Genomic DNA, 18,213 nt, shown 5'->3' with positions numbered 1-18,213 from the left:
TAACGCCGCCATGGACGCTCCGCGTCCACTGTGACGCGGAGCGTCACGGGATGCATTCCCACGCAGAGCGTGGGAACGATCAGGTGGATCAGCGCTCGCTACGCAGCATTTCCTTCGGCACATACTTGCCGATCTCGAACTTGCCGATCGCCGCGCGGTGCACTTCGTCGGGACCGTCGGCCAGGCGCAAAGTACGTTGCATGGCGTACATGTAGGCCAGCGGGAAATCGTTCGACACCCCGGCCCCGCCATGCATCTGGATCGCCCGGTCGATCACCCGCAGCGCGACGTTCGGCGCAACCACTTTGATCTGCGCGATCTCGCTTTTCGCCACTTTATTGCCGACGGTGTCCATCATGTACGCCGCTTTCAGGGTCAACAGGCGCGCCATGTCGATTTCCATCCGCGAGTCGGCGATCTTGTCGACGTTACCGCCCAGCCGTGCCAGCGGTTTGCCGAACGCCGTGCGGCTCACCGCACGTTTGCACATCAACTCCAGTGCACGCTCGGCCATGCCGATCGAGCGCATGCAGTGGTGAATGCGGCCTGGGCCGAGACGACCTTGCGCAATTTCAAAGCCGCGGCCTTCACCCAACAGGACGTTTTCATACGGCACACGTACGTTGTCGAACAGTACTTCGGCGTGGCCGTGTGGTGCGTCGTCGTAACCGAATACCGGCAGCGGACGGACGATTTTCACCCCGGGTGTGTCGACCGGCACGAGGATCATCGAATGCTGGGCGTGGCGCGGTGCATCGGGATTGCTCAGACCCATGAAGATCAGGATCTTGCAGCGCGGATCACAGGCGCCGGACGTCCACCATTTTTTGCCGTTGATCACCCACTCGTCACCATCACGCACGGCGCGGGCGGCCATGTTGGTCGCGTCAGACGAAGCCACGTCCGGTTCGGTCATGGCGAACGCCGAGCGAATCTCGCCGCGTAGCAACGGTTCGAGCCAGCGTTGTTTCTGTTCTTCGTTGGCATAGCGAACCAGCACTTCCATGTTGCCGGTGTCTGGCGCCGAGCAGTTGAACGGCTCCGGCCCGAGCAGCGAGCGACCCATGATTTCCGCGAGCGGCGCGTATTCGAGGTTGGTCAGGCCGGCACCGAGTTCCGACTCCGGCAGGAACAGGTTCCACAAACCTTCGGACTTGGCCTTGGCTTTTAGCTCCTCCATGATCGCCGTCGGCTGCCAGCGATCGCCTTGGGCAACCTGGCGTTCGAACACCGCCTCAGCCGGATAAACGTAAGTGTCCATGAACGCGGTCACGCGCTCACGCAGTTCTTGCACCTTGGGCGAATAAGCGAAATCCATGATCAATTACCTTCTTGGGCAGAGGTTGTTCAAGTCATGCAATCGATGCTAGAACAGCGCTGATAATTTACCTAGCCTATTCTCGGCGTGTATAAACATTCATCACCGATATATGATCCAGTGATCGTCAGCCCTTAAAAACAAGAGAAACCGCGTTATGAATCTGAGCAAGGTCGACCTCAACCTTTTCATCGTCTTCGACGCGATCTATACCGAAGCCAACCTGACCCGCGCCGGGCAGATTGTCGGCATCACGCAGCCGGCGGTATCCAACGCCTTGGCGCGGTTGCGCGAAACCTTCAACGATCCGCTGTTCGTGCGCACGGCTCAGGGCATGGTGCCGACGCCGATGGCGCAGAACATCATCGGCCCGGTGCGCAACGCGCTGTCACTGCTGCGTGTGTCGGTTCAGGAAAGCCGCATTTTCAACCCGGCACAAGCGGTCAAGACCTACCGCATCAGCATGACCGACCTCACCGAAGCGGTGATTCTGCCGCCGCTGTTTCAGCGCCTGCGCCGCTTGGCGCCGACCGTGATCATCGAAAGTTTCCTGTCCAAACGCCGCGAGACCACCAAGGAACTCGCGGCCGGACGCTTGGATTTTGCCGTGGATGCGCCGCTCAACACCGACCCGCAGGTGCGCCACGTCAAGCTGATGGAAGACCGTTACGTGTGTGCGATGCGCAAGGGGCATCCGATGGCGGGCAAGGAAAAACTCTCCCTGGATGATTACTTGTCGCTGACGCATATCCACATTTCCAGCCGCCGCAGTGGCCTGGGGTATGTCGATCTGGCGCTGGGCAAAATGGGCATTCAGCGCAAGATTGCCCTGCGTTCACAGCACTATTTGATGGCCTCGCAAGTGATGCAGCAGACCGACATGGTCATGACCGTACCGGAACGTTTTGCCCGTCGGCATGAATTGCAGGCGTTCAATCTGCCGGTGAATGATGTGCCGCCGGTGGAGACGCATTTGTACTGGCATGAAAGCACCGATCAGGATCCGGCGAATCGCTGGATGCGCGAGCAGATGATCGAGTTGTGCCAGCAGGTGACGGCGCAGGAGAAGAAGCTCGATAAGGTGTAGGGCTTTGAACCGCGGCGCTGCCATCGCGAGCAGGCTCACTCCTACAATTGGTTGCATTTCTTCAGATGAAACACGGTCAACTGTAGGAGTGAGCCTGCTCGCGATGAGGCCAGCATGAACACCACAGATCATCCTGCTTGACGTAAACGTCAACCTGCCATTAGCTTAGCGCCAAGACCTTTTTCCGAGCGCTTCCATGAGCAGCCAGACTTACAGCATCTCCGACCTCGCCCGCGAGCTGGACATCACCACCCGGGCGATCCGCTTTTATGAAGAGCAAGGCCTGCTCAGCCCTGAGCGCCGTGGCCAGGAACGCATCTATTCGCCGCGCGACAAGGTCAGCCTGAAGCTGATCCTGCGCGGAAAGCGCATTGGTTTCTCTCTGGCCGAGTGCCGCGAACTGATCGAGCTTTACGACCCGTCCAGCGGTAACACCAAACAGCTCAACAGCATGCTGACGAAAATCACTGAGCGCCGCGAGCAGCTGGAGCAGCAGTTGCTGGATATCGAACAGATGAAACTGGAACTCGATACTGCTGAAGAGCGCTGCGTGCAGGCGCTGGAGCAGACGCTCAAGAGCCAGCAGGCGATCTGACAAACAACACAAATCGCCTGTAGGAGTGAGCCTGCTCGCGATAGCGGTGTATCAGTCGAACAAATATTATCTGACACACCGCTATCGCGAGCAGGCTCACTCCTACAAGGGTTCTCCACGAATTCAAAAGAGCAGGTCAACCGCCATGTCCCTCCCCTCCCAAGTACGCCTGATCGAAGTCGGCCCGCGCGATGGCCTGCAGAACGAAGCCCAACCGATCAGCGTTGCCGACAAGGTGCAACTGGTCGATGCTCTCAGCGCCGCCGGCCTTGGCTATATAGAAGTCGGCAGTTTCGTTTCGCCGAAATGGGTACCGCAAATGGCCGGTTCTGCCGAGGTGTTCGCGCAGATTCAACGTAAGCCCGGCGTGACCTACGGTGCACTGGCGCCGAACCTGCGCGGCTTCGAAGACGCCATAGCCGCCGGGGTCAAGGAAGTCGCGGTGTTCGCCGCTGCCTCCGAAGCCTTCTCGCAGCGCAACATCAATTGTTCGATCAGCGAAAGCCTGGCGCGCTTTGCGCCGATCATGGAAGCGGCGAAACAGCACGGCGTTACCGTGCGCGGTTACGTGTCCTGTGTGCTCGGTTGCCCGTACGAAGGCACGGTCGCGCCGGAACAAGTGGCGATGGTCGCGCGCGAGTTGTATGCGATGGGCTGCTACGAAGTATCGCTGGGCGACACCATTGGCACCGGCACCGCTGGCGCGACTCGGCGCCTGTTCGACGTGGTTTCAGCGCAAGTGCCACGGGACAAGCTCGCCGGGCATTTCCACGACACCTACGGTCAGGCCATGGCCAACATCTACGCCAGCCTGCTCGAAGGCATTTCGGTGTTCGACAGCTCTATCGCGGGCCTCGGCGGCTGCCCGTACGCCAAAGGCGCGAGCGGTAACGTTGCTACCGAAGATGTGGTGTACCTGCTCAACGGCCTCGGCATCAAGACCGGACTCGACCTGGACGCCTTGATTGCTGCGGGTCAACAGATCAGCGCGGTGCTCGGCCGCCCGAGCGGTTCGCGCGTGGCCAAGGCTCGCAGCGCACAGTGAGGGGACAAGGTGTTACCGCTGTGTCCGGAATGTGGGTTGAAGCGAGTAACACGGAAACAAATTGTCTGGTTTCGTCGGAGTGAAAAAACACCGAAATTCTCAAGCTATTGATTTACAAAGGATTTTAAAAGTTGGCACGGCTTCTGCTATCTCTATGGCATAACAAGAATAAAAAGCGGCAAACCAATAAAAACAAGACGTACCGACTCTGACATAACAAAAACAACACGGCAGAGACGCAGCTAACAGATTTTTTTGGAGAAGGTGTACTTTTCAGGGTGCTCTCAGGAGTGACCCGCAACCGGGCAGAGAACAATAAAACTACCTTCAGGTAGCTCCCGAATCGGTTGGATCGCTTAGCGAGAAAGTAGATCAGCGCTCAAAAAAATACGTTTGCTCTTGACCCCGGATGGGGGTCGCCAAAAACAGCGGTAAAGGGCCACGGTTGCCAAAAACAACAACAGACCGACCCTCAATAATAAAAAAGAGCACGCGACGACAAAATTAAAGGGGAGCCTCGGCTCCCCTTTGTGCTTTCTGTGATTCCTCTTTCCAACACCGATCCCCTGTAGGAGTGAGCCTGCTCGCGATAGCGGTATACCATTCAATATTTTCATCGACTGACACGACGCTATCGCGAGCAGGCTCACTCCTACAGGGGGTTGGGTTTGTGTCAGGCCTGCTTTTCGCGCAGCTCCTCGATGGTTATTTCACGCATTCTGAATTTCTGAATCTTGCCCGTCACCGTCATCGGAAACTCTTCGACGAACTTGAAGTGCCGTGGCGTCTTGAAGTGCGCGATGCGCTCCTTGCACCAGGTTTGCAGTTCCAACTCCGAAGCGCTGTGGCCGGGATGAAATTTGATCCAGGCAACAATCTCCTCACCGTAACGCGAGCACGGAATGCCGATCACCTGCACGTCCGCCACCGCCGGATGGGTGAAGAAAAACTCTTCCAGCTCACGCGGATAAACGTTCTCGCCGCCACGGATGATCATGTCCTTGTTACGCCCGGCAATGTTGACGTAACCCTCCTCGTTCATGCTCGCCAGGTCGCCGGTGTGCATCCAGCCGGCCTCATCGATGGCTTCAGCGGTGGCCTGCGGATTGCTCCAGTAGCCGAGCATCACGCTGTAGCCACGGGTGCACAGTTCGCCGATGGTGCCGCGCGGCACGAGGTTGCCGGCTTCGTCGATGATCTTGCTTTCCAGCTGTGGCTGGGTGCGGCCGACGGTGGTCACGCGCAATTCCAGCTCGTCGTTCGGGCCGGTTTGCAGCGACACCGGGCTGGTTTCGGTCATGCCATAGGCGATCTGCACTTCGCTCATGTGCATCTCGCTGATGACCCGGCGCATTACCTCGATCGGGCACGTCGCGCCAGCCATGATCCCGGTGCGCAGGCTCGACAGATCGAACTCGGCGCGTTGCGGCTGATCGAGCATGGCGATGAACATGGTCGGGACACCGTAGAGGCCGGTGGCTTTTTCTTCGGCGACGGTTTGCAGGGTCAGTAAAGGATCGAAGGCATCGTTGGGGTAAATCATCGTGCTGCCGTGGGTGATGCAGCCGAGGTTGCCCATGACCATGCCGAAGCAGTGGTACAGCGGCACCGGGATCACCAGGCGGTCGTGCGGGGTCAGACCAATGCTATCGCCGACCATGTAACCGTTGTTGAGAATGTTGTAGTGGCTGAGGGTCGCGCCTTTGGGGAAACCGGTGGTGCCGGAGGTGTACTGGATGTTCACCGGCTGATCAAAGTGCAGGCTGTTGCTGCGTTCGTGTAGTTGCTCTTTAGAGACACTGGCTGCCATATCGGCCAATTGCGACCACGGCAGGAAACCTGACGGTGGCTGCGGGTCGAGGCTGATCATTCCACGCAGTTCTGGCAGACGTTCGCTGCGCAATTGGCCGATGGATTGCTCGGCCAGTTCCGGCACCAATCCCAGCAACATGGTGTGGTAGTTGGAGGACTTGAATGCCCCGGCGCAGACCAGCCATTGGCAGCCGGATTGTTTGAGCACGTATTCGAGTTCGGAGCTGCGATAGGCCGGGTTGATGTTGACCAGGATCACGCCGATTTTTGCGGTGGCGACTTGAGTGATGCACCACTGCGCGCAGTTCGGCGCCCAGATACCGAGGCGATCCCCCGCTTGCAAACCCAGAGCGAGCAGCGCTCTGGCGTGCAGGTCCACCGCGTCGGCCAGTTGTCGCCAGGAATAACGCAGTTGCTGATGGCGGACGACAAGCGCCTCGCCGTCAGGGTACTGCGCGACCGTTTGATCGAACTTCTGCCCGATGGTCATCGCCAGCAAGGCTTTGTCCTGAGAGCCACGGGTGTAGCTACGCTGCGGGTTTGCACTGGGTTGATCCATGACGACCCCTATTGTCTTTATTTATGGGTTGCCGACGATCACTTGTAGGAGTGAGCCTGCTCGCGATCTCGATCCATCAGTCAACATTTACGTCGACTGACACAACGCCATCGCGAGCAGGCTCACTCCTACAAAAACCAATCAGCTTTCAATCTTGAACTGCCCCTACTCTCGCTCAAGTTGACGTTAACGTAAAGGATGATTGACACCCATCCGTCACAGGCTTACGTTAACGTAAAGGTGGGAGCCGAGTGCGCGCTCTCCCCACCCTACAAAAAAGCCAAAAGGTGACCCATGAGCTATCCATCCCTGAACTTCGCCCTCGGTGAAACCATCGACATGCTGCGCGATCAGGTTCAGTCCTTTGTCGCCAAGGAGATTGCCCCGCGCGCGGCGCAGATCGACAGCGACAACCTGTTCCCCGCCGACATGTGGCGCAAGTTCGGTGACATGGGCCTGCTCGGCATCACCGTGCCGGAAGAGTACGGCGGCGCGGGTCTGGGTTACCTCGCGCACGTGGTGGCGATGGAAGAAATCAGCCGCGGCTCGGCCTCGGTGGCGTTGTCCTACGGTGCGCATTCCAACCTCTGCGTCAACCAGATCAACCGCAACGGCAACCACGAACAGAAATCCAAATACCTGCCGAAGCTGATCAGCGGCGAGCACGTTGGCGCACTGGCGATGAGCGAGCCCAACGCCGGTTCCGACGTGGTCTCGATGAAGCTGCGCGCCGACAAACGCGGCGACCGCTTCGTCCTCAACGGCAGCAAAACCTGGATCACCAACGGCCCTGACGCCAACACCTACGTGATCTACGCCAAGACCGATCTGGAAAAAGGCCCACACGGCATTACCGCATTCATCGTCGAGCGCGACTGGAAAGGCTTCAGCCGCAGCAACAAGTTCGACAAGCTCGGCATGCGCGGTTCCAACACCTGCGAACTGTTCTTCGATGACGTTGAAGTGCCGGAAGAAAACATCCTCGGCGTGCTCAACGGCGGCGTCAAAGTGTTGATGAGCGGCCTCGATTACGAGCGCGTCGTACTGTCCGGTGGCCCGACCGGGATCATGCAGTCGTGCATGGACCTGATCGTGCCGTACATCCACGACCGCAAACAATTCGGCCAGAGCATCGGGGAATTCCAGCTGATCCAGGGCAAAGTCGCCGACATGTACACCCAACTCAACGCCAGTCGCGCCTACCTCTATGCGGTTGCCCAGGCCTGCGAACGCGGTGAAACCACCCGTAAAGACGCCGCCGGGGTGATCCTCTACACCGCCGAGCGCGCCACGCAAATGGCCCTCGACGCGATCCAGATTCTTGGCGGTAACGGCTACATCAACGAATTCCCGGCGGGTCGCTTGCTACGTGACGCCAAGCTGTACGAAATCGGCGCCGGCACCAGTGAGATCCGTCGCATGCTGATCGGTCGCGAACTGTTCAACGAAACCCGCTAAACGGAGCTGACCATGGCTACCTTGCACACTCAGCTCAACCCTCGTTCAGCGGAGTTCGCCGCCAACAGCGCGGCGATGCTCAAACAGGTCGACGCGCTGCACACCCTGCTCGCCCAAGTGGCGCAGGGTGGTGGCGCGAAAGCTCAGGAACGCCACACTTCACGGGGCAAATTGCTGCCGCGCGAGCGCATCAACCGCTTGCTTGATCCGGGTTCGCCGTTTCTGGAAATCAGCCAATTGGCCGCCCATGCCGTGTATGGCGAAGAGGTTCCTGCCGCTGGCGTAATCGCCGGGATCGGCCGGGTCGAAGGTGTCGAGTGCATGATCGTCGCCAACGATGCGACGGTTAAGGGCGGTTCGTACTACCCGCTGACCGTGAAAAAACACCTGCGCGCGCAGACCATCGCGCAGCAGAATCGCCTGCCGTGCATCTATCTGGTGGACTCCGGTGGCGCCAACCTGCCGCGCCAGGATGAAGTGTTCCCGGACCGCGAGCACTTCGGGCGGATCTTCTTCAACCAGGCCAATATGAGCGCGATGGGCATTCCGCAGATCGCCGTGGTCATGGGCTCCTGCACCGCAGGCGGCGCTTACGTGCCGGCGATGGCGGATGAAGCGATCATGGTGCGCAATCAGGCGACGATTTTCCTCGCCGGCCCGCCATTGGTGAAAGCTGCGACCGGTGAAGTGGTCAGTGCCGAGGATCTGGGCGGCGCCGATGTGCACTGCAAGATTTCCGGGGTCGCCGACCACTACGCCGAGAGCGACGAACATGCCCTCGCCCTCGCCCGCCGCAGCGTCGCCAACCTTAACTGGCGCAAGCTCGGCGAGGTGCAGCAGCGCGCGCCGATTGCGCCGCTGTACGCCAGCGATGAGTTGTACGGCGTGGTCTCGGCCGATGCCAAACAACCGTTCGACGTGCGCGAAGTGATTGCGCGACTGGTCGACGGTTCGGTGTTCGATGAATTCAAGGCTTTGTTCGGCACCACGCTGGTGTGTGGCTTTGCGCATCTGCACGGCTACCCGATCGCGATTCTGGCGAACAACGGCATCCTCTTCGCCGAAGCCGCGCAGAAAGGCGCGCACTTCATCGAACTGGCCTGCCAGCGCGGCATTCCCCTGCTGTTTCTGCAGAACATTACCGGCTTCATGGTCGGGCAGAAATACGAGGCCGGCGGCATCGCCAAGCACGGCGCGAAACTGGTAACAGCGGTGGCTTGCGCCAAAGTGCCGAAATTCACCGTGATCATCGGCGGCAGCTTCGGTGCCGGCAACTACGGCATGTGCGGCCGCGCATACGATCCACGTTTCCTGTGGATGTGGCCGAACGCGCGCATTGGCGTGATGGGCGCCGAGCAGGCGGCGGGCGTGTTGGTGCAGGTCAAACGCGAACAGGCTGAACGCAGCGGCCAAAACTTCAGTGCCGAGCAGGAGGCCGAGATCAAGCAACCGATCCTCGACCAGTACGAAGAGCAGGGTCACCCCTACTATTCCAGCGCACGGCTGTGGGACGACGGCGTCATCGATCCGGCGCAGACCCGCGATGTGCTGGCCCTGGCCTTGTCCGCGTCGCTGAACGCGCCAATCGAACCGAGCCGCTTCGGCGTGTTCCGGATGTGATTTTTTGTGGGAGCGAGCTTGCTCGCGAATACGGTTTGTCAGGTACTGGAAATGTCGACTGATACAACGCTTTCGCGAGCAGGCTCGCTCCCACAGGAACCGTGGAGACGGATGAATATGAGTGACTTCAACACCCTCGAACTGCAAAGCGACCCACGCGGTTTCGCCACGCTGTGGCTCAACCGCGCGGAAAAGAACAACGCGTTCAACGCCGAGATGATCCGCGAACTGATCCTGGCGCTGGACAAAGTCGCCAGCGACGCCAGCCTGCGTTTCCTGCTGGTGCGCGGCCGTGGCAAGCACTTCAGCGCCGGCGCCGATCTGGCGTGGATGCAGCAATCGGCCGAACTCGATTACCACACCAACCTCGACGACGCCCGCGAACTCGCGGAGCTGATGTACAACCTCGCCAAGCTGAAGATCCCGACCGTGGCCGTGGTGCAAGGCGCGGCGTTTGGTGGAGCGCTGGGGTTGATCAGTTGCTGTGACATGGCGATTGGCGCCGATGATGCGCAATTCTGCCTGTCGGAAGTGCGCATCGGCCTGGCGCCGGCGGTGATCAGTCCGTTCGTGGTGCAAGCCATTGGCGAGCGCGCGGCGCGGCGTTATGCGCTGAGCGCCGAACGTTTTGGCGGCCAACGCGCACGGGAAATCGGTTTGTTGTCCGAAAGCTATCCGGCCGCTGAACTTGATCAGCAAGTTGAACAGTGGATAAACACCCTGTTACTCAACAGCCCCGCCGCGATGCGCGCCAGCAAAGACTTGTTGCGCGAGGTCGGCAACGGTTCGCTGACCCCGGCGCTGCGCCGCTATACCGAAAATGCCATCGCCCGCATCCGCGTCAGCCCTGAAGGTCAGGAAGGCTTGCGCGCCTTCCTGCAAAAGCGTCCGCCGAGCTGGCAAGCCGCAACCACCACCAAGGAGCCGCGTTGATGAGCGCACCTGTTCTCACCACCTTGCTGGTGGCCAACCGTGGCGAAATTGCTTGCCGTGTGATGCGTACCGCCAAAGCCTTGGGTCTGACCACGGTCGCCGTGCACAGCGCCATCGATCGCGAGGCGCGGCACAGCCGTGAAGCGGACATTCGCGTTGACCTCGGCGGCAGCAAAGCGGCCGAGAGTTATCTGCAAATCGACAAACTGATCGCGGCGGCCAAAGCCAGCGGCGCGCAGGCGATTCATCCGGGTTACGGGTTTCTCTCGGAAAACGCCGGATTCGCTCGCGCCATCGAAGCCGCCGGGCTGATTTTCCTCGGCCCACCTGCCTCGGCCATCGATGCGATGGGCAGCAAGTCCGCTGCCAAAGCGTTGATGGAAACCGCCGGTGTGCCTCTGGTGCCGGGTTATCACGGCGAAGCACAGGATCTGGACACCTTCCGCGATGCCTGCGAACGCATCGGTTATCCGGTGCTGCTCAAAGCCACGGCTGGCGGTGGCGGCAAAGGCATGAAAGTGGTCGAGGACGTCAGCCAGCTGGCCGAAGCTCTGGCCTCGGCACAGCGTGAAGCGCAGTCATCGTTCGGCGATTCGCGGATGCTGGTGGAAAAATATCTGCTCAAGCCGCGTCACGTGGAAATCCAGGTGTTCGCCGATCAGCATGGCAATTGCCTGTACCTCAATGAGCGTGATTGCTCGATCCAGCGTCGCCATCAGAAAGTCGTTGAAGAAGCGCCGGCACCAGGATTGTCCCCGGAGCTGCGTCGGGCGATGGGCGAAGCAGCCGTGCGTTCGGCGCAGGCGATTGGTTATGTCGGTGCCGGTACGGTGGAGTTTCTACTGGATGCGCGCGGTGAATTCTTCTTTATGGAGATGAACACGCGGTTACAAGTGGAGCACCCGGTGACCGAGGCTATCACCGGTCTCGATCTGGTGGCGTGGCAGATCCGCGTTGCCCGTGGTGAGGCGCTGCCGATCACTCAGGAGCAGGTGCCGTTGAACGGCCATGCGATTGAAGTGCGCTTGTACGCCGAGGATCCTGCGAATGACTTCCTGCCGGCAACCGGGCGTCTGGCGTTGTATCGCGAATCGGCTGAGGGGCCTGGGCGCAGGATCGATAGCGGGGTTGAGGAAGGCGATGAAATTTCGCCGTTCTACGACCCGATGCTCGGCAAGCTGATTGCCTGGGGTGAGGATCGTGAACAGGCGCGACTGCGTTTGCTGAGCATGCTTGATGAGTTCGCGATTGGCGGTTTGAAAACCAACATCAACTTCTTGCGGCGGATCATTGCGCACCCTGCGTTCGCGGCGGCGGAACTGGATACCGGATTTATTCCGCGCTATCAGGAGCAATTGCTGCCCGCCACGGGTACGTTGAGCGATGCCTTCTGGAACGCAGCGGCTCAGGCGGTTGCGCAGAGTCTGCCGCAGTTGGCGCGCCAGGATGACCCTGCTTCGCCCTGGTCGCTCAACAGCGGTTTGCGTGCGGGTCTGCCACGGGAAATCACTCTGCATTTGACTTGCGAGGGGCAGGACAGAGCCTTGACGCTGAGCGCCGCTGACCACGCCAGACTGTCCGGCGAGGTGCTTATCGTCGAGCACGAAGGCGTCCGTCGTACGTTGCGTGCGATTCGCCAAGGCGATGCGCTGTACCTGCAATGGGAAGGTGAGTTGCGGCGCATCGAAGCGTACGACCCGATCAGCGCTGTCGAAGCCAGCCACAGCCATCAGGGCGGCCTGACGGCGCCCATGAACGGCAGCATTGTCCGTGTGCTGGTCGAGGCCGGGCAATCGGTCGAAGCCGGCGCGCAATTGGTGGTGCTGGAAGCGATGAAGATGGAGCACAGTATTCGCGCGCCGCACGCCGGGGTGATCAAAGCTCTGTATTGCCAGGAAGGTGAAATGGTCGGCGAAGGCAGCGCTTTGGTTGAACTTGAAGAAGTGTGAATGTGAGGATCGATCCTACGCCTGGCGAGGATCGATCTGACTAGTAACGCGCCGTTGCCTGAACCACAACACCGATGATTCGACACTCATCGGTCAGCAGCGCCTTTGGCCACGTCGGATTGAGCGGCACCAGGTAACGCTGGCCGCCCTCTTCGTCGAGTTTGCGAAAAATCGCTTCAGGGCTGTCGGGCCACTGAGCGATCACCAGTTTGCCGGGCACCGCCTCGGCCGCCGGATCAACCAGAATCAGCATGCCTTCGGCGATGCTCTGGCCACTGGGAGCGGTCATCGAATCCCCCGTCACCGTCAGCCAGAACGCCGGGCCACGCGCGTGGTAATCCGTCAGTTCGAAACGCTGTTTGCCTGATGCCTTGGCGTAGGATGCCGCATCGCTCTCGCGCACCTCGCAGGTCGTCTGCCAATCGCTGACCGGGTAACGGAAGTAAGGGTTGTACTTCTGCGCCAGCGGCATGTCGTCGTCAGATGTTATTTGCGGTTCCCGGATCACCAGCACCACTTCCAGAAAATCCATGCCCAGCGCTTGCAGCACGCGATTCATTTCCGTGATGCCGGGTTCGCGACGCTTGTTCAGCCAATGGCCGATCCCGCCCTGGGACATGCCGACGCGCTCTCCGAGCTCTGTTTGAGTGATTTTGAGTTCACTCATCTTGGCCTTGACCAACTCAATCCATTTATCCATGTGCGGCACCTTAGCGGACGCCCTGCGGGCTACAAAACACAAATTGTAGTATTTAAATTTTAGTAATGACTACAACACGTACTATTCTGAGGTTCACGGATTTCCCCTCAACAAGGAGTGCCCTTCATCATGAATATCAGCAGCAAAGACTTGCCCGATCTGCAAATGGACACCACTTTCAGCTCGCCTCAGGGCAATGCGGCAGCCCAGCGAGCGCTGGACTATTACTTGAAACCAGCTGTGTCAGAACCCGAGGTCGACGAACGTTTTTTCGATGTCAGGCGCCATCTGAGCGGCGAAGAAGCCTTGGTGCACGCCTCGGATCTGTTGCGCTGTGCCGCAGCCACGGCGTTCAAGGCAGCGGAAAACCTGCAAGGCGCGAGTCGCGACCTGGCTTTTTCAGTGGTGCACATGGTGGATATGGCGCGGGCGATGGTCGACCATTCGCTTGATGGCGATGAAGCGTGAGGAACGGAAATGCAGACGGACAGGAAAGAATTTTCCAATCGCGCAGATAAAAACATTTGACTTGCAAATGATAATGATTATTATTGCATGCAGCTGGTCGCGAGATCAGTCGATGGACCAGAGACCTTAGGTCGGTCTTCTGGACTATCTCCTCATCAGGCTAATCACGGTTTTTGACCCGGCTTTTTGCCGGGTCTTTTTTTGCCCGTTTTTCGGGCTTGTGGCTTCAGGCTAATGAAGTCTTCAGGTGTTGCAAATTCTATGGCGCGGACAATATCAAAAGAATATCGAATGACAAGCCAACCCCGGCCACATTGGGGCAAACTAATGACAATTAGCACTTGAGAATCAATCGCACACTCTCTAAGCTGCATCCGCGTCATGGAGGACGCCCCCCGCCACACCCCGCAATTCCCCTCGGTTTCAGCCCTGCCTGCGTGTACAGTAACGGCCATAAAAATCATATTCAGGAATCGATTATGACCGTGGCCAAATCTTCGTTCGACATCAGCGCCAACTTCGACAGCGGCAACATCCAAGTCATCGACATCAGCAATCCGCTCAATCCGGTTCTGGCCATTCGTCCGGATACGCGCAGCGCCCACTTTCAATGGTTTCACTTCAAGGCCAGCGGCTTGCACGTCGGCCAGGAACACTGGTTTCGCCTGAACAACGCCAGCCAATCCACGTACAGCAAGGGCTGGCCGGGTTATCAGGCCGTAGCGTCTTATGATCACGTCAACTGGTTCCGCGTGCCGACCATTTTCGAAGGCGACTGTCTGCGTTTCTGCCTCGAAGCCACCCAGACCCACGCCTGGTTTGCCTATTTCGAACCCTACAGCCGTGGCCGTCACGACTGGCTGATCGAGCAGGCACTGAGCAAGGCCGGCACCGAATTACTGGCGACCGGTAAAAGCATCGAAGGTCGTGACATTCAGTTGCTGCGCAAAGGTTCGGGAGCCGAAGGCCAACGCAAAATCTGGATCATCGCTCAGCAACATCCCGGTGAGCACATGGCCGAATGGTTCATGGAAGGCGTGATCGAGCGCCTGGAAAGGCACGATGATCCGGTGCTGAACAAGTTGCTCACCAGTGCCGATCTGTACCTGGTGCCGAACATGAATCCGGACGGTGCGTTCCATGGCCATTTGCGCACCAACGCCATGGGCCAGGATTTGAACCGGGCCTGGCAGAACGCCAGCCAGGAGATCAGTCCCGAGGTGCTCTTCGTCCAGCAGCAAATGGAAAAGTACGGCGTCGATCTGTTCCTGGACGCCCATGGCGATGAAACAATCCCCCACGTATTCACCGCCGGCTGCGAAGGCAATCCGGGCTACACGCCGCGCATCGAGAAGCTCGAAGAGCACTTCCGCAATCACCTGAAACACACCACCAAAGACTTCCAGACCAAGTACGGCTACACCCGCGACGAACCGGGCCAGGCCAACATGACCCTGGCCTGCAACAGCGTCGGGCAGAAATACGACTGCCTGTCGCTGACCCTGGAAATGCCGTTCAAGGATCATGACGACCATCCCGACAAGGAAACCGGCTGGTCGGGCAAGCGCTCAAAACAGTTGGGTAAAGACGTGCTGACGACCATCGCCGACATGGTTGATACCCTGCGCTGATCCCCCCTCCGTCCCTCAAGAGATCGCAGCTTGTCTGCGATCTTTTGCTTTCTGCCATTCGTACTTTCGCGCAAACAGGTTGCAAAATAAAACCCGAATCAATACCGTAATCAAGGTTTTATTTTGAAACCTAAAAGGATGCGGGATATGAAACCTCTCAAAAGCAGTGTCGTTTTGCTTTTCTCTGTGGCCTGTGGGCTGGCCGTGGGCAACGTGTATTACGCCCAGCCTTTGCTGGACGCGATGGCTGAAGCGTTTGCGATGTCGCCGGCGACTATCGGCATCGTCATCACCCTGACGCAAATCGGTTACGGCATCGGTCTGGTGTTACTGGTGCCCCTCGGCGATCTGCTCAATCGACGCCGATTGATCGTCACTCAAACACTGCTGTCGGCAGTGGCGTTGTTGATGATCGCGCTGGCGCCCAGCAGTGTCTGGCTGCTGCTCGGCATGACGTTGACGGGGCTGCTCGCCGTGGTCACGCAGGTGCTGGTGGCTTACGCCGCCACACTTGCTGTCCCGGCACAACGCGGTCGCGTGGTCGGAGTGGTCACCAGCGGCATCGTCGTCGGCATCTTGCTGGCTCGCACGGTTGCTGGCGGTATGGCCGATCTGGCTGGGTGGCGTGCAATCTACTTTCTGTCAGCCGGGCTGACCCTGGTGATGGCATTGCTGCTGTTTCGCGTGCTGCCCAAGCATGAACCCCCGCAGCCGACGACTGGCTACATCGCACTGATCGCCTCGGTGTTCAGCCTGTTCAAAGAAGAACCGGTGCTGCGCCAACGCGCGATGCTCGCCCTGCTGACCTTCGCCAGCGCGATGGTGCTGTGGACGCCGATGGTGTTGCCACTGGCCGCGCCGCCACTGTCGTTGTCGCACAGTGAAATCGGTCTGTTCGGACTGGCCGGCGCAGCGGGTGCGCTGGCCGCCGCACGGGCCGGGCATCTGGCTGATCGCGGCCTCGGCCAATGGGTCAGCGGACTTTCGCTGTTGCTGATGCTTGCCTCCTGGCTGCCAATCGCCCTCACCCAATCCTCATTGTGGGCATTACTGCTTGGTGTGATCACCCTCGATTTGGGTCTGCAAGCCGTGCATGTCACCAGCCAAAGCATGATTTACGCTGTGCGCCCCGAAGCGCAAAGCCGTCTCACCGCCGGTTACATGTTGTTTTACTCGATCGGCAGCGCGCTCGGCTCCATCGGCTCGACCGCGATGTACGTGTGGGCCGGCTGGACCGGCGTGTGCCTGCTCGGCGCGGGCATCAACGCCGTGGCGCTGGCGTACTGGTGGCTGACCCTGAAAAGCGGCGCACCGGCACGATGCGCCACTCAAGCGGGTTAACTGCGATCGCGACCGCGCAACATACTGTCGAGCACCTCGTCGCGGCGGATCCAGCCATGAAACAGCGCCGCCGCCAGGTGCAGCAGCACCGTCAGGAATAGCAGATAGGCCAGATAGCCATGCGCCTTGCGCAGCAGCGCAAACAGCTGCGCGTCCGCCGGAACGATCGCTGGCAACTGCAACGCTGTGCTGAGCATCACCGGCTCACCCGAAGCGCTGATCATCGCCCAACCGAGCAACGGCAACACCAGCATCAACGCGTACAACAACAGATGTGAAGCCTTGGCCGCCAGCACTTGCCAACCCGGCAGATCCGCCGGCAGCGGTGGCTGGCGCGTAGTCAGTCGCACCAGCAAACGCACAATCACCAGCGCCAGAATCGCGATGCCCAGCGGTTTGTGCAGATGGATCAGCCATTCATGCCGCTCGGAAACCGAGGTGACCATGCCGGCACCGATAAACAGCATGGCGATGATCATCAGCGCCATCAGCCAGTGCAGCAGGCGCGCCAACAGGGCGAAATGCGTCGGTTGGGTTCTCATGGACGAGCCTCCTGCTTGGCAGCGGGCAACTGGCTGACTTCGCTGGTGCGACGCAGATAGGAATTGGCGTAACCGGCGGAACGGGCCGCGAGCAATGGGTCGTCGGAACCCTGAATGCCGGCTGGCAGTACCAGCGGGTCATAGTTGATGTCACGGCATTCGCCGCTCAGTTGCGGCTGGGTCTTTTCCAGCACCAACGTGCCCGCATTCAACACCTTGCGCCCTTGGGGCCAGGTCTTGCTGGCGTCGTTCACCGGATCCTCAGGATTGGCCAGGGTGATGTTCAACTGAAAGCGCAGCGATCCTGCGGCCAAACGTTGCACCAGATCCTTCTCAAGAAAGTCGCCGCCCTCAGGCGCAGTGGCGCCCGCCGCATCCCGCGCCAACGGCGTCATGCTCCAGCGTACGGCCTGCTTTTTACCGCTGGCGTCGACCAGATAGAACGCGTTGACGCTGTTATAGGTTTCGGTGGCGTAACTGGCCGAAGGTTTGGCGGTCTTCACCCAGGTCAGAAACGGCACGGTTTCCGGGTGCGAGGCAAAGAACGCCGGCACCTTGCTCGGATCCGGTTTACCAGTAGCCGGATCCGGCGACTGCGCCTGCTGCAATTGATAAAACGCCTCAGGCGTACCGACCGGGAACACCGGCATGCTGTTCATCCCGGTGCGCCACTGCTGCCCATTGGCCTGGGTGAACCGCAACGCCAGACTGCGAATCGGCACGCTGCTGTCCGGTGCGTACGGATTGCCCGCTGGCAGCGCGAAACGCCCGACCACCGGCGTCTGCGGTTCGTTGAACACCTGCGCAGTGGAAAACACCCGTGCCTCACCACTGCTCTCGAAATGGCCGATCACGCACACGCCTTTGGCGTGGTTACGGCGAAACCCGGGGTGTACGCCGTTATTCTTCTCCAGCACATCGACCAACGCTTTTGGCGTCAGGCGTTGTGGGTCAAAGTTGCCGTGAACGTAGGCAAACGCCCCGGCCACCGCGGCGACAACCACAGCAATGCCGCCCAGACGCAGAATCAGGCTCGCCGCACTCAGTGGCGGGCGCTGCGGCCCGCCGGGCGGTGCAGCATCGGGTGATGAACGATCAACCATGAAAAACTCCAGGGCCATCGGCCACAAGTAGGAAGAATCAGCAAGACGCACC

Annotated in this window: 16 protein-coding genes; 10 read left to right on the top strand and 6 right to left on the bottom strand. The window is 59.6% G+C overall.

Annotation, left to right across the window (positions count from 1 at the left end; all coding sequences use genetic code 11):
- Positions 1 to 88: 88 nt before the first annotated feature.
- Positions 89 to 1,318 (bottom strand): acyl-CoA dehydrogenase, encoded by a 1,230-nt coding sequence (locus tag ACOYXJ_RS20190; RefSeq protein WP_460371185.1) that lies wholly within the window; start codon positions 1,316 to 1,318, stop codon positions 89 to 91.
- A 157-nt stretch (positions 1,319 to 1,475) separates the two neighbouring features.
- Between ACOYXJ_RS20190 and ACOYXJ_RS20185 the strand changes: the two genes are divergently transcribed.
- The 3 genes from ACOYXJ_RS20185 to ACOYXJ_RS20175 all read left to right on the top strand — a co-directional run bounded on the left by ACOYXJ_RS20185 (position 1,476) and on the right by ACOYXJ_RS20175 (position 4,045).
- The gene (locus ACOYXJ_RS20185) at positions 1,476 to 2,405 is read left to right on the top strand and encodes a LysR family transcriptional regulator (RefSeq protein ID WP_016986544.1); all 930 of its coding nucleotides are present in this window, start codon (positions 1,476 to 1,478) and stop codon (positions 2,403 to 2,405) included.
- Positions 2,406 to 2,601: 196 nt separating this feature from the next.
- Positions 2,602 to 3,000 carry a MerR family transcriptional regulator gene (locus ACOYXJ_RS20180; RefSeq protein ID WP_460371184.1) on the top strand — a complete coding sequence of 133 codons (399 nt, stop codon included), beginning with the start codon at positions 2,602 to 2,604 and terminating at the stop codon, positions 2,998 to 3,000.
- Positions 3,001 to 3,145: 145 nt separating this feature from the next.
- Complete coding sequence (locus ACOYXJ_RS20175) at positions 3,146 to 4,045, top strand: hydroxymethylglutaryl-CoA lyase (RefSeq protein WP_460371183.1); 900 nt, start codon at positions 3,146 to 3,148, stop codon at positions 4,043 to 4,045.
- A gap of 673 nt (positions 4,046 to 4,718) precedes the next feature.
- On the opposite strand, the gene ACOYXJ_RS20170 is transcribed toward ACOYXJ_RS20175, so the two are convergent.
- Positions 4,719 to 6,416, bottom strand: a complete 1,698-nt coding sequence (locus ACOYXJ_RS20170) for an AMP-binding protein (RefSeq protein ID WP_460371182.1) — start codon at positions 6,414 to 6,416, stop codon at positions 4,719 to 4,721.
- 294 nt (positions 6,417 to 6,710) lie between these two features.
- On the opposite strand from ACOYXJ_RS20170, the gene ACOYXJ_RS20165 reads away from it, so the two are divergent.
- From ACOYXJ_RS20165 to ACOYXJ_RS20150, 4 genes are all read left to right on the top strand, one after another.
- Positions 6,711 to 7,874, top strand: coding sequence for an isovaleryl-CoA dehydrogenase (locus ACOYXJ_RS20165; RefSeq protein ID WP_007917237.1), 1,164 nt, complete (start codon positions 6,711 to 6,713; stop codon positions 7,872 to 7,874).
- A 12-nt stretch (positions 7,875 to 7,886) separates the two neighbouring features.
- Positions 7,887 to 9,494, top strand: coding sequence for a carboxyl transferase domain-containing protein (locus ACOYXJ_RS20160; protein ID WP_460371181.1), 1,608 nt, complete (start codon positions 7,887 to 7,889; stop codon positions 9,492 to 9,494).
- Between the two features lie 117 nt (positions 9,495 to 9,611).
- Entirely contained in the window at positions 9,612 to 10,427 is an 816-nt protein-coding gene (locus tag ACOYXJ_RS20155; RefSeq protein ID WP_150793586.1) for a gamma-carboxygeranoyl-CoA hydratase, read from the top strand.
- Positions 10,427 to 12,376 carry an acetyl/propionyl/methylcrotonyl-CoA carboxylase subunit alpha gene (locus tag ACOYXJ_RS20150; RefSeq protein ID WP_460371180.1) on the top strand — a complete coding sequence of 650 codons (1,950 nt, stop codon included), beginning with the start codon at positions 10,427 to 10,429 and terminating at the stop codon, positions 12,374 to 12,376. Before ACOYXJ_RS20155 ends, ACOYXJ_RS20150 begins: the two co-directional genes overlap by 1 nt.
- A gap of 40 nt (positions 12,377 to 12,416) precedes the next feature.
- Here ACOYXJ_RS20150 and ACOYXJ_RS20145 read toward each other — a convergent pair whose 3' ends face one another.
- Positions 12,417 to 13,076 carry a LexA family protein gene (locus tag ACOYXJ_RS20145; protein ID WP_102901258.1) on the bottom strand — a complete coding sequence of 220 codons (660 nt, stop codon included), beginning with the start codon at positions 13,074 to 13,076 and terminating at the stop codon, positions 12,417 to 12,419.
- Between the two features lie 129 nt (positions 13,077 to 13,205).
- Here ACOYXJ_RS20145 and ACOYXJ_RS20140 point away from each other — a divergent pair, with 129 nt between their 5' ends.
- On the top strand, positions 13,206 to 13,544 hold the full coding sequence (locus ACOYXJ_RS20140) for a DUF6124 family protein (protein WP_016983927.1): 339 nt from the start codon (positions 13,206 to 13,208) through the stop codon (positions 13,542 to 13,544).
- Between the two features lie 164 nt (positions 13,545 to 13,708).
- On the opposite strand, the gene ACOYXJ_RS20135 is transcribed toward ACOYXJ_RS20140, so the two are convergent.
- Positions 13,709 to 13,927: a hypothetical protein gene (locus ACOYXJ_RS20135; RefSeq protein ID WP_460371179.1), complete on the bottom strand. Its 219-nt coding sequence runs from the start codon at positions 13,925 to 13,927 to the stop codon at positions 13,709 to 13,711.
- A 96-nt stretch (positions 13,928 to 14,023) separates the two neighbouring features.
- On the opposite strand from ACOYXJ_RS20135, the gene ACOYXJ_RS20130 reads away from it, so the two are divergent.
- Together ACOYXJ_RS20130 and ACOYXJ_RS20125 are read left to right on the top strand one after the other, a co-directional pair.
- Positions 14,024 to 15,175, top strand: coding sequence for a M14 family metallopeptidase (locus ACOYXJ_RS20130; protein ID WP_460371178.1), 1,152 nt, complete (start codon positions 14,024 to 14,026; stop codon positions 15,173 to 15,175).
- Between the two features lie 147 nt (positions 15,176 to 15,322).
- Entirely contained in the window at positions 15,323 to 16,516 is a 1,194-nt protein-coding gene (locus ACOYXJ_RS20125; protein ID WP_460371177.1) for an MFS transporter, read from the top strand.
- On the opposite strand, the gene ACOYXJ_RS20120 is transcribed toward ACOYXJ_RS20125, so the two are convergent.
- Positions 16,513 to 17,058: a cytochrome b gene (locus ACOYXJ_RS20120; protein WP_460371176.1), complete on the bottom strand. Its 546-nt coding sequence runs from the start codon at positions 17,056 to 17,058 to the stop codon at positions 16,513 to 16,515. The genes ACOYXJ_RS20125 and ACOYXJ_RS20120 overlap by 4 nt on opposite strands.
- Complete coding sequence (locus ACOYXJ_RS20115) at positions 17,055 to 18,161, bottom strand: catalase family peroxidase (protein ID WP_460371175.1); 1,107 nt, start codon at positions 18,159 to 18,161, stop codon at positions 17,055 to 17,057. Before ACOYXJ_RS20115 ends, ACOYXJ_RS20120 begins: the two co-directional genes overlap by 4 nt.
- Between the last annotated feature and the right edge of the window lie 52 nt (positions 18,162 to 18,213).

The organism is Pseudomonas sp. Tul2A7, assembly GCF_054790505.1.
The sequence above is the reverse complement of the archived record's forward strand: the minus strand, read 5'-3'. Positions and strand labels throughout refer to the sequence as shown.

Coding starts and splice junctions, on each gene's coding strand:
- ACOYXJ_RS20190 (WP_460371185.1), bottom strand. CDS start 1,318: ATGGATTTCGCTTATTCGCCCAAGGTGCAAGAACTGCGTGAGCGCGTG.
- ACOYXJ_RS20185 (WP_016986544.1), top strand. CDS start 1,476: ATGAATCTGAGCAAGGTCGACCTCAACCTTTTCATCGTCTTCGACGCG.
- ACOYXJ_RS20180 (WP_460371184.1), top strand. CDS start 2,602: ATGAGCAGCCAGACTTACAGCATCTCCGACCTCGCCCGCGAGCTGGAC.
- ACOYXJ_RS20175 (WP_460371183.1), top strand. CDS start 3,146: ATGTCCCTCCCCTCCCAAGTACGCCTGATCGAAGTCGGCCCGCGCGAT.
- ACOYXJ_RS20170 (WP_460371182.1), bottom strand. CDS start 6,416: ATGGATCAACCCAGTGCAAACCCGCAGCGTAGCTACACCCGTGGCTCT.
- ACOYXJ_RS20165 (WP_007917237.1), top strand. CDS start 6,711: ATGAGCTATCCATCCCTGAACTTCGCCCTCGGTGAAACCATCGACATG.
- ACOYXJ_RS20160 (WP_460371181.1), top strand. CDS start 7,887: ATGGCTACCTTGCACACTCAGCTCAACCCTCGTTCAGCGGAGTTCGCC.
- ACOYXJ_RS20155 (WP_150793586.1), top strand. CDS start 9,612: ATGAGTGACTTCAACACCCTCGAACTGCAAAGCGACCCACGCGGTTTC.
- ACOYXJ_RS20150 (WP_460371180.1), top strand. CDS start 10,427: ATGAGCGCACCTGTTCTCACCACCTTGCTGGTGGCCAACCGTGGCGAA.
- ACOYXJ_RS20145 (WP_102901258.1), bottom strand. CDS start 13,076: ATGGATAAATGGATTGAGTTGGTCAAGGCCAAGATGAGTGAACTCAAA.
- ACOYXJ_RS20140 (WP_016983927.1), top strand. CDS start 13,206: ATGAATATCAGCAGCAAAGACTTGCCCGATCTGCAAATGGACACCACT.
- ACOYXJ_RS20135 (WP_460371179.1), bottom strand. CDS start 13,927: ATGACGCGGATGCAGCTTAGAGAGTGTGCGATTGATTCTCAAGTGCTA.
- ACOYXJ_RS20130 (WP_460371178.1), top strand. CDS start 14,024: ATGACCGTGGCCAAATCTTCGTTCGACATCAGCGCCAACTTCGACAGC.
- ACOYXJ_RS20125 (WP_460371177.1), top strand. CDS start 15,323: ATGAAACCTCTCAAAAGCAGTGTCGTTTTGCTTTTCTCTGTGGCCTGT.
- ACOYXJ_RS20120 (WP_460371176.1), bottom strand. CDS start 17,058: ATGAGAACCCAACCGACGCATTTCGCCCTGTTGGCGCGCCTGCTGCAC.
- ACOYXJ_RS20115 (WP_460371175.1), bottom strand. CDS start 18,161: ATGGTTGATCGTTCATCACCCGATGCTGCACCGCCCGGCGGGCCGCAG.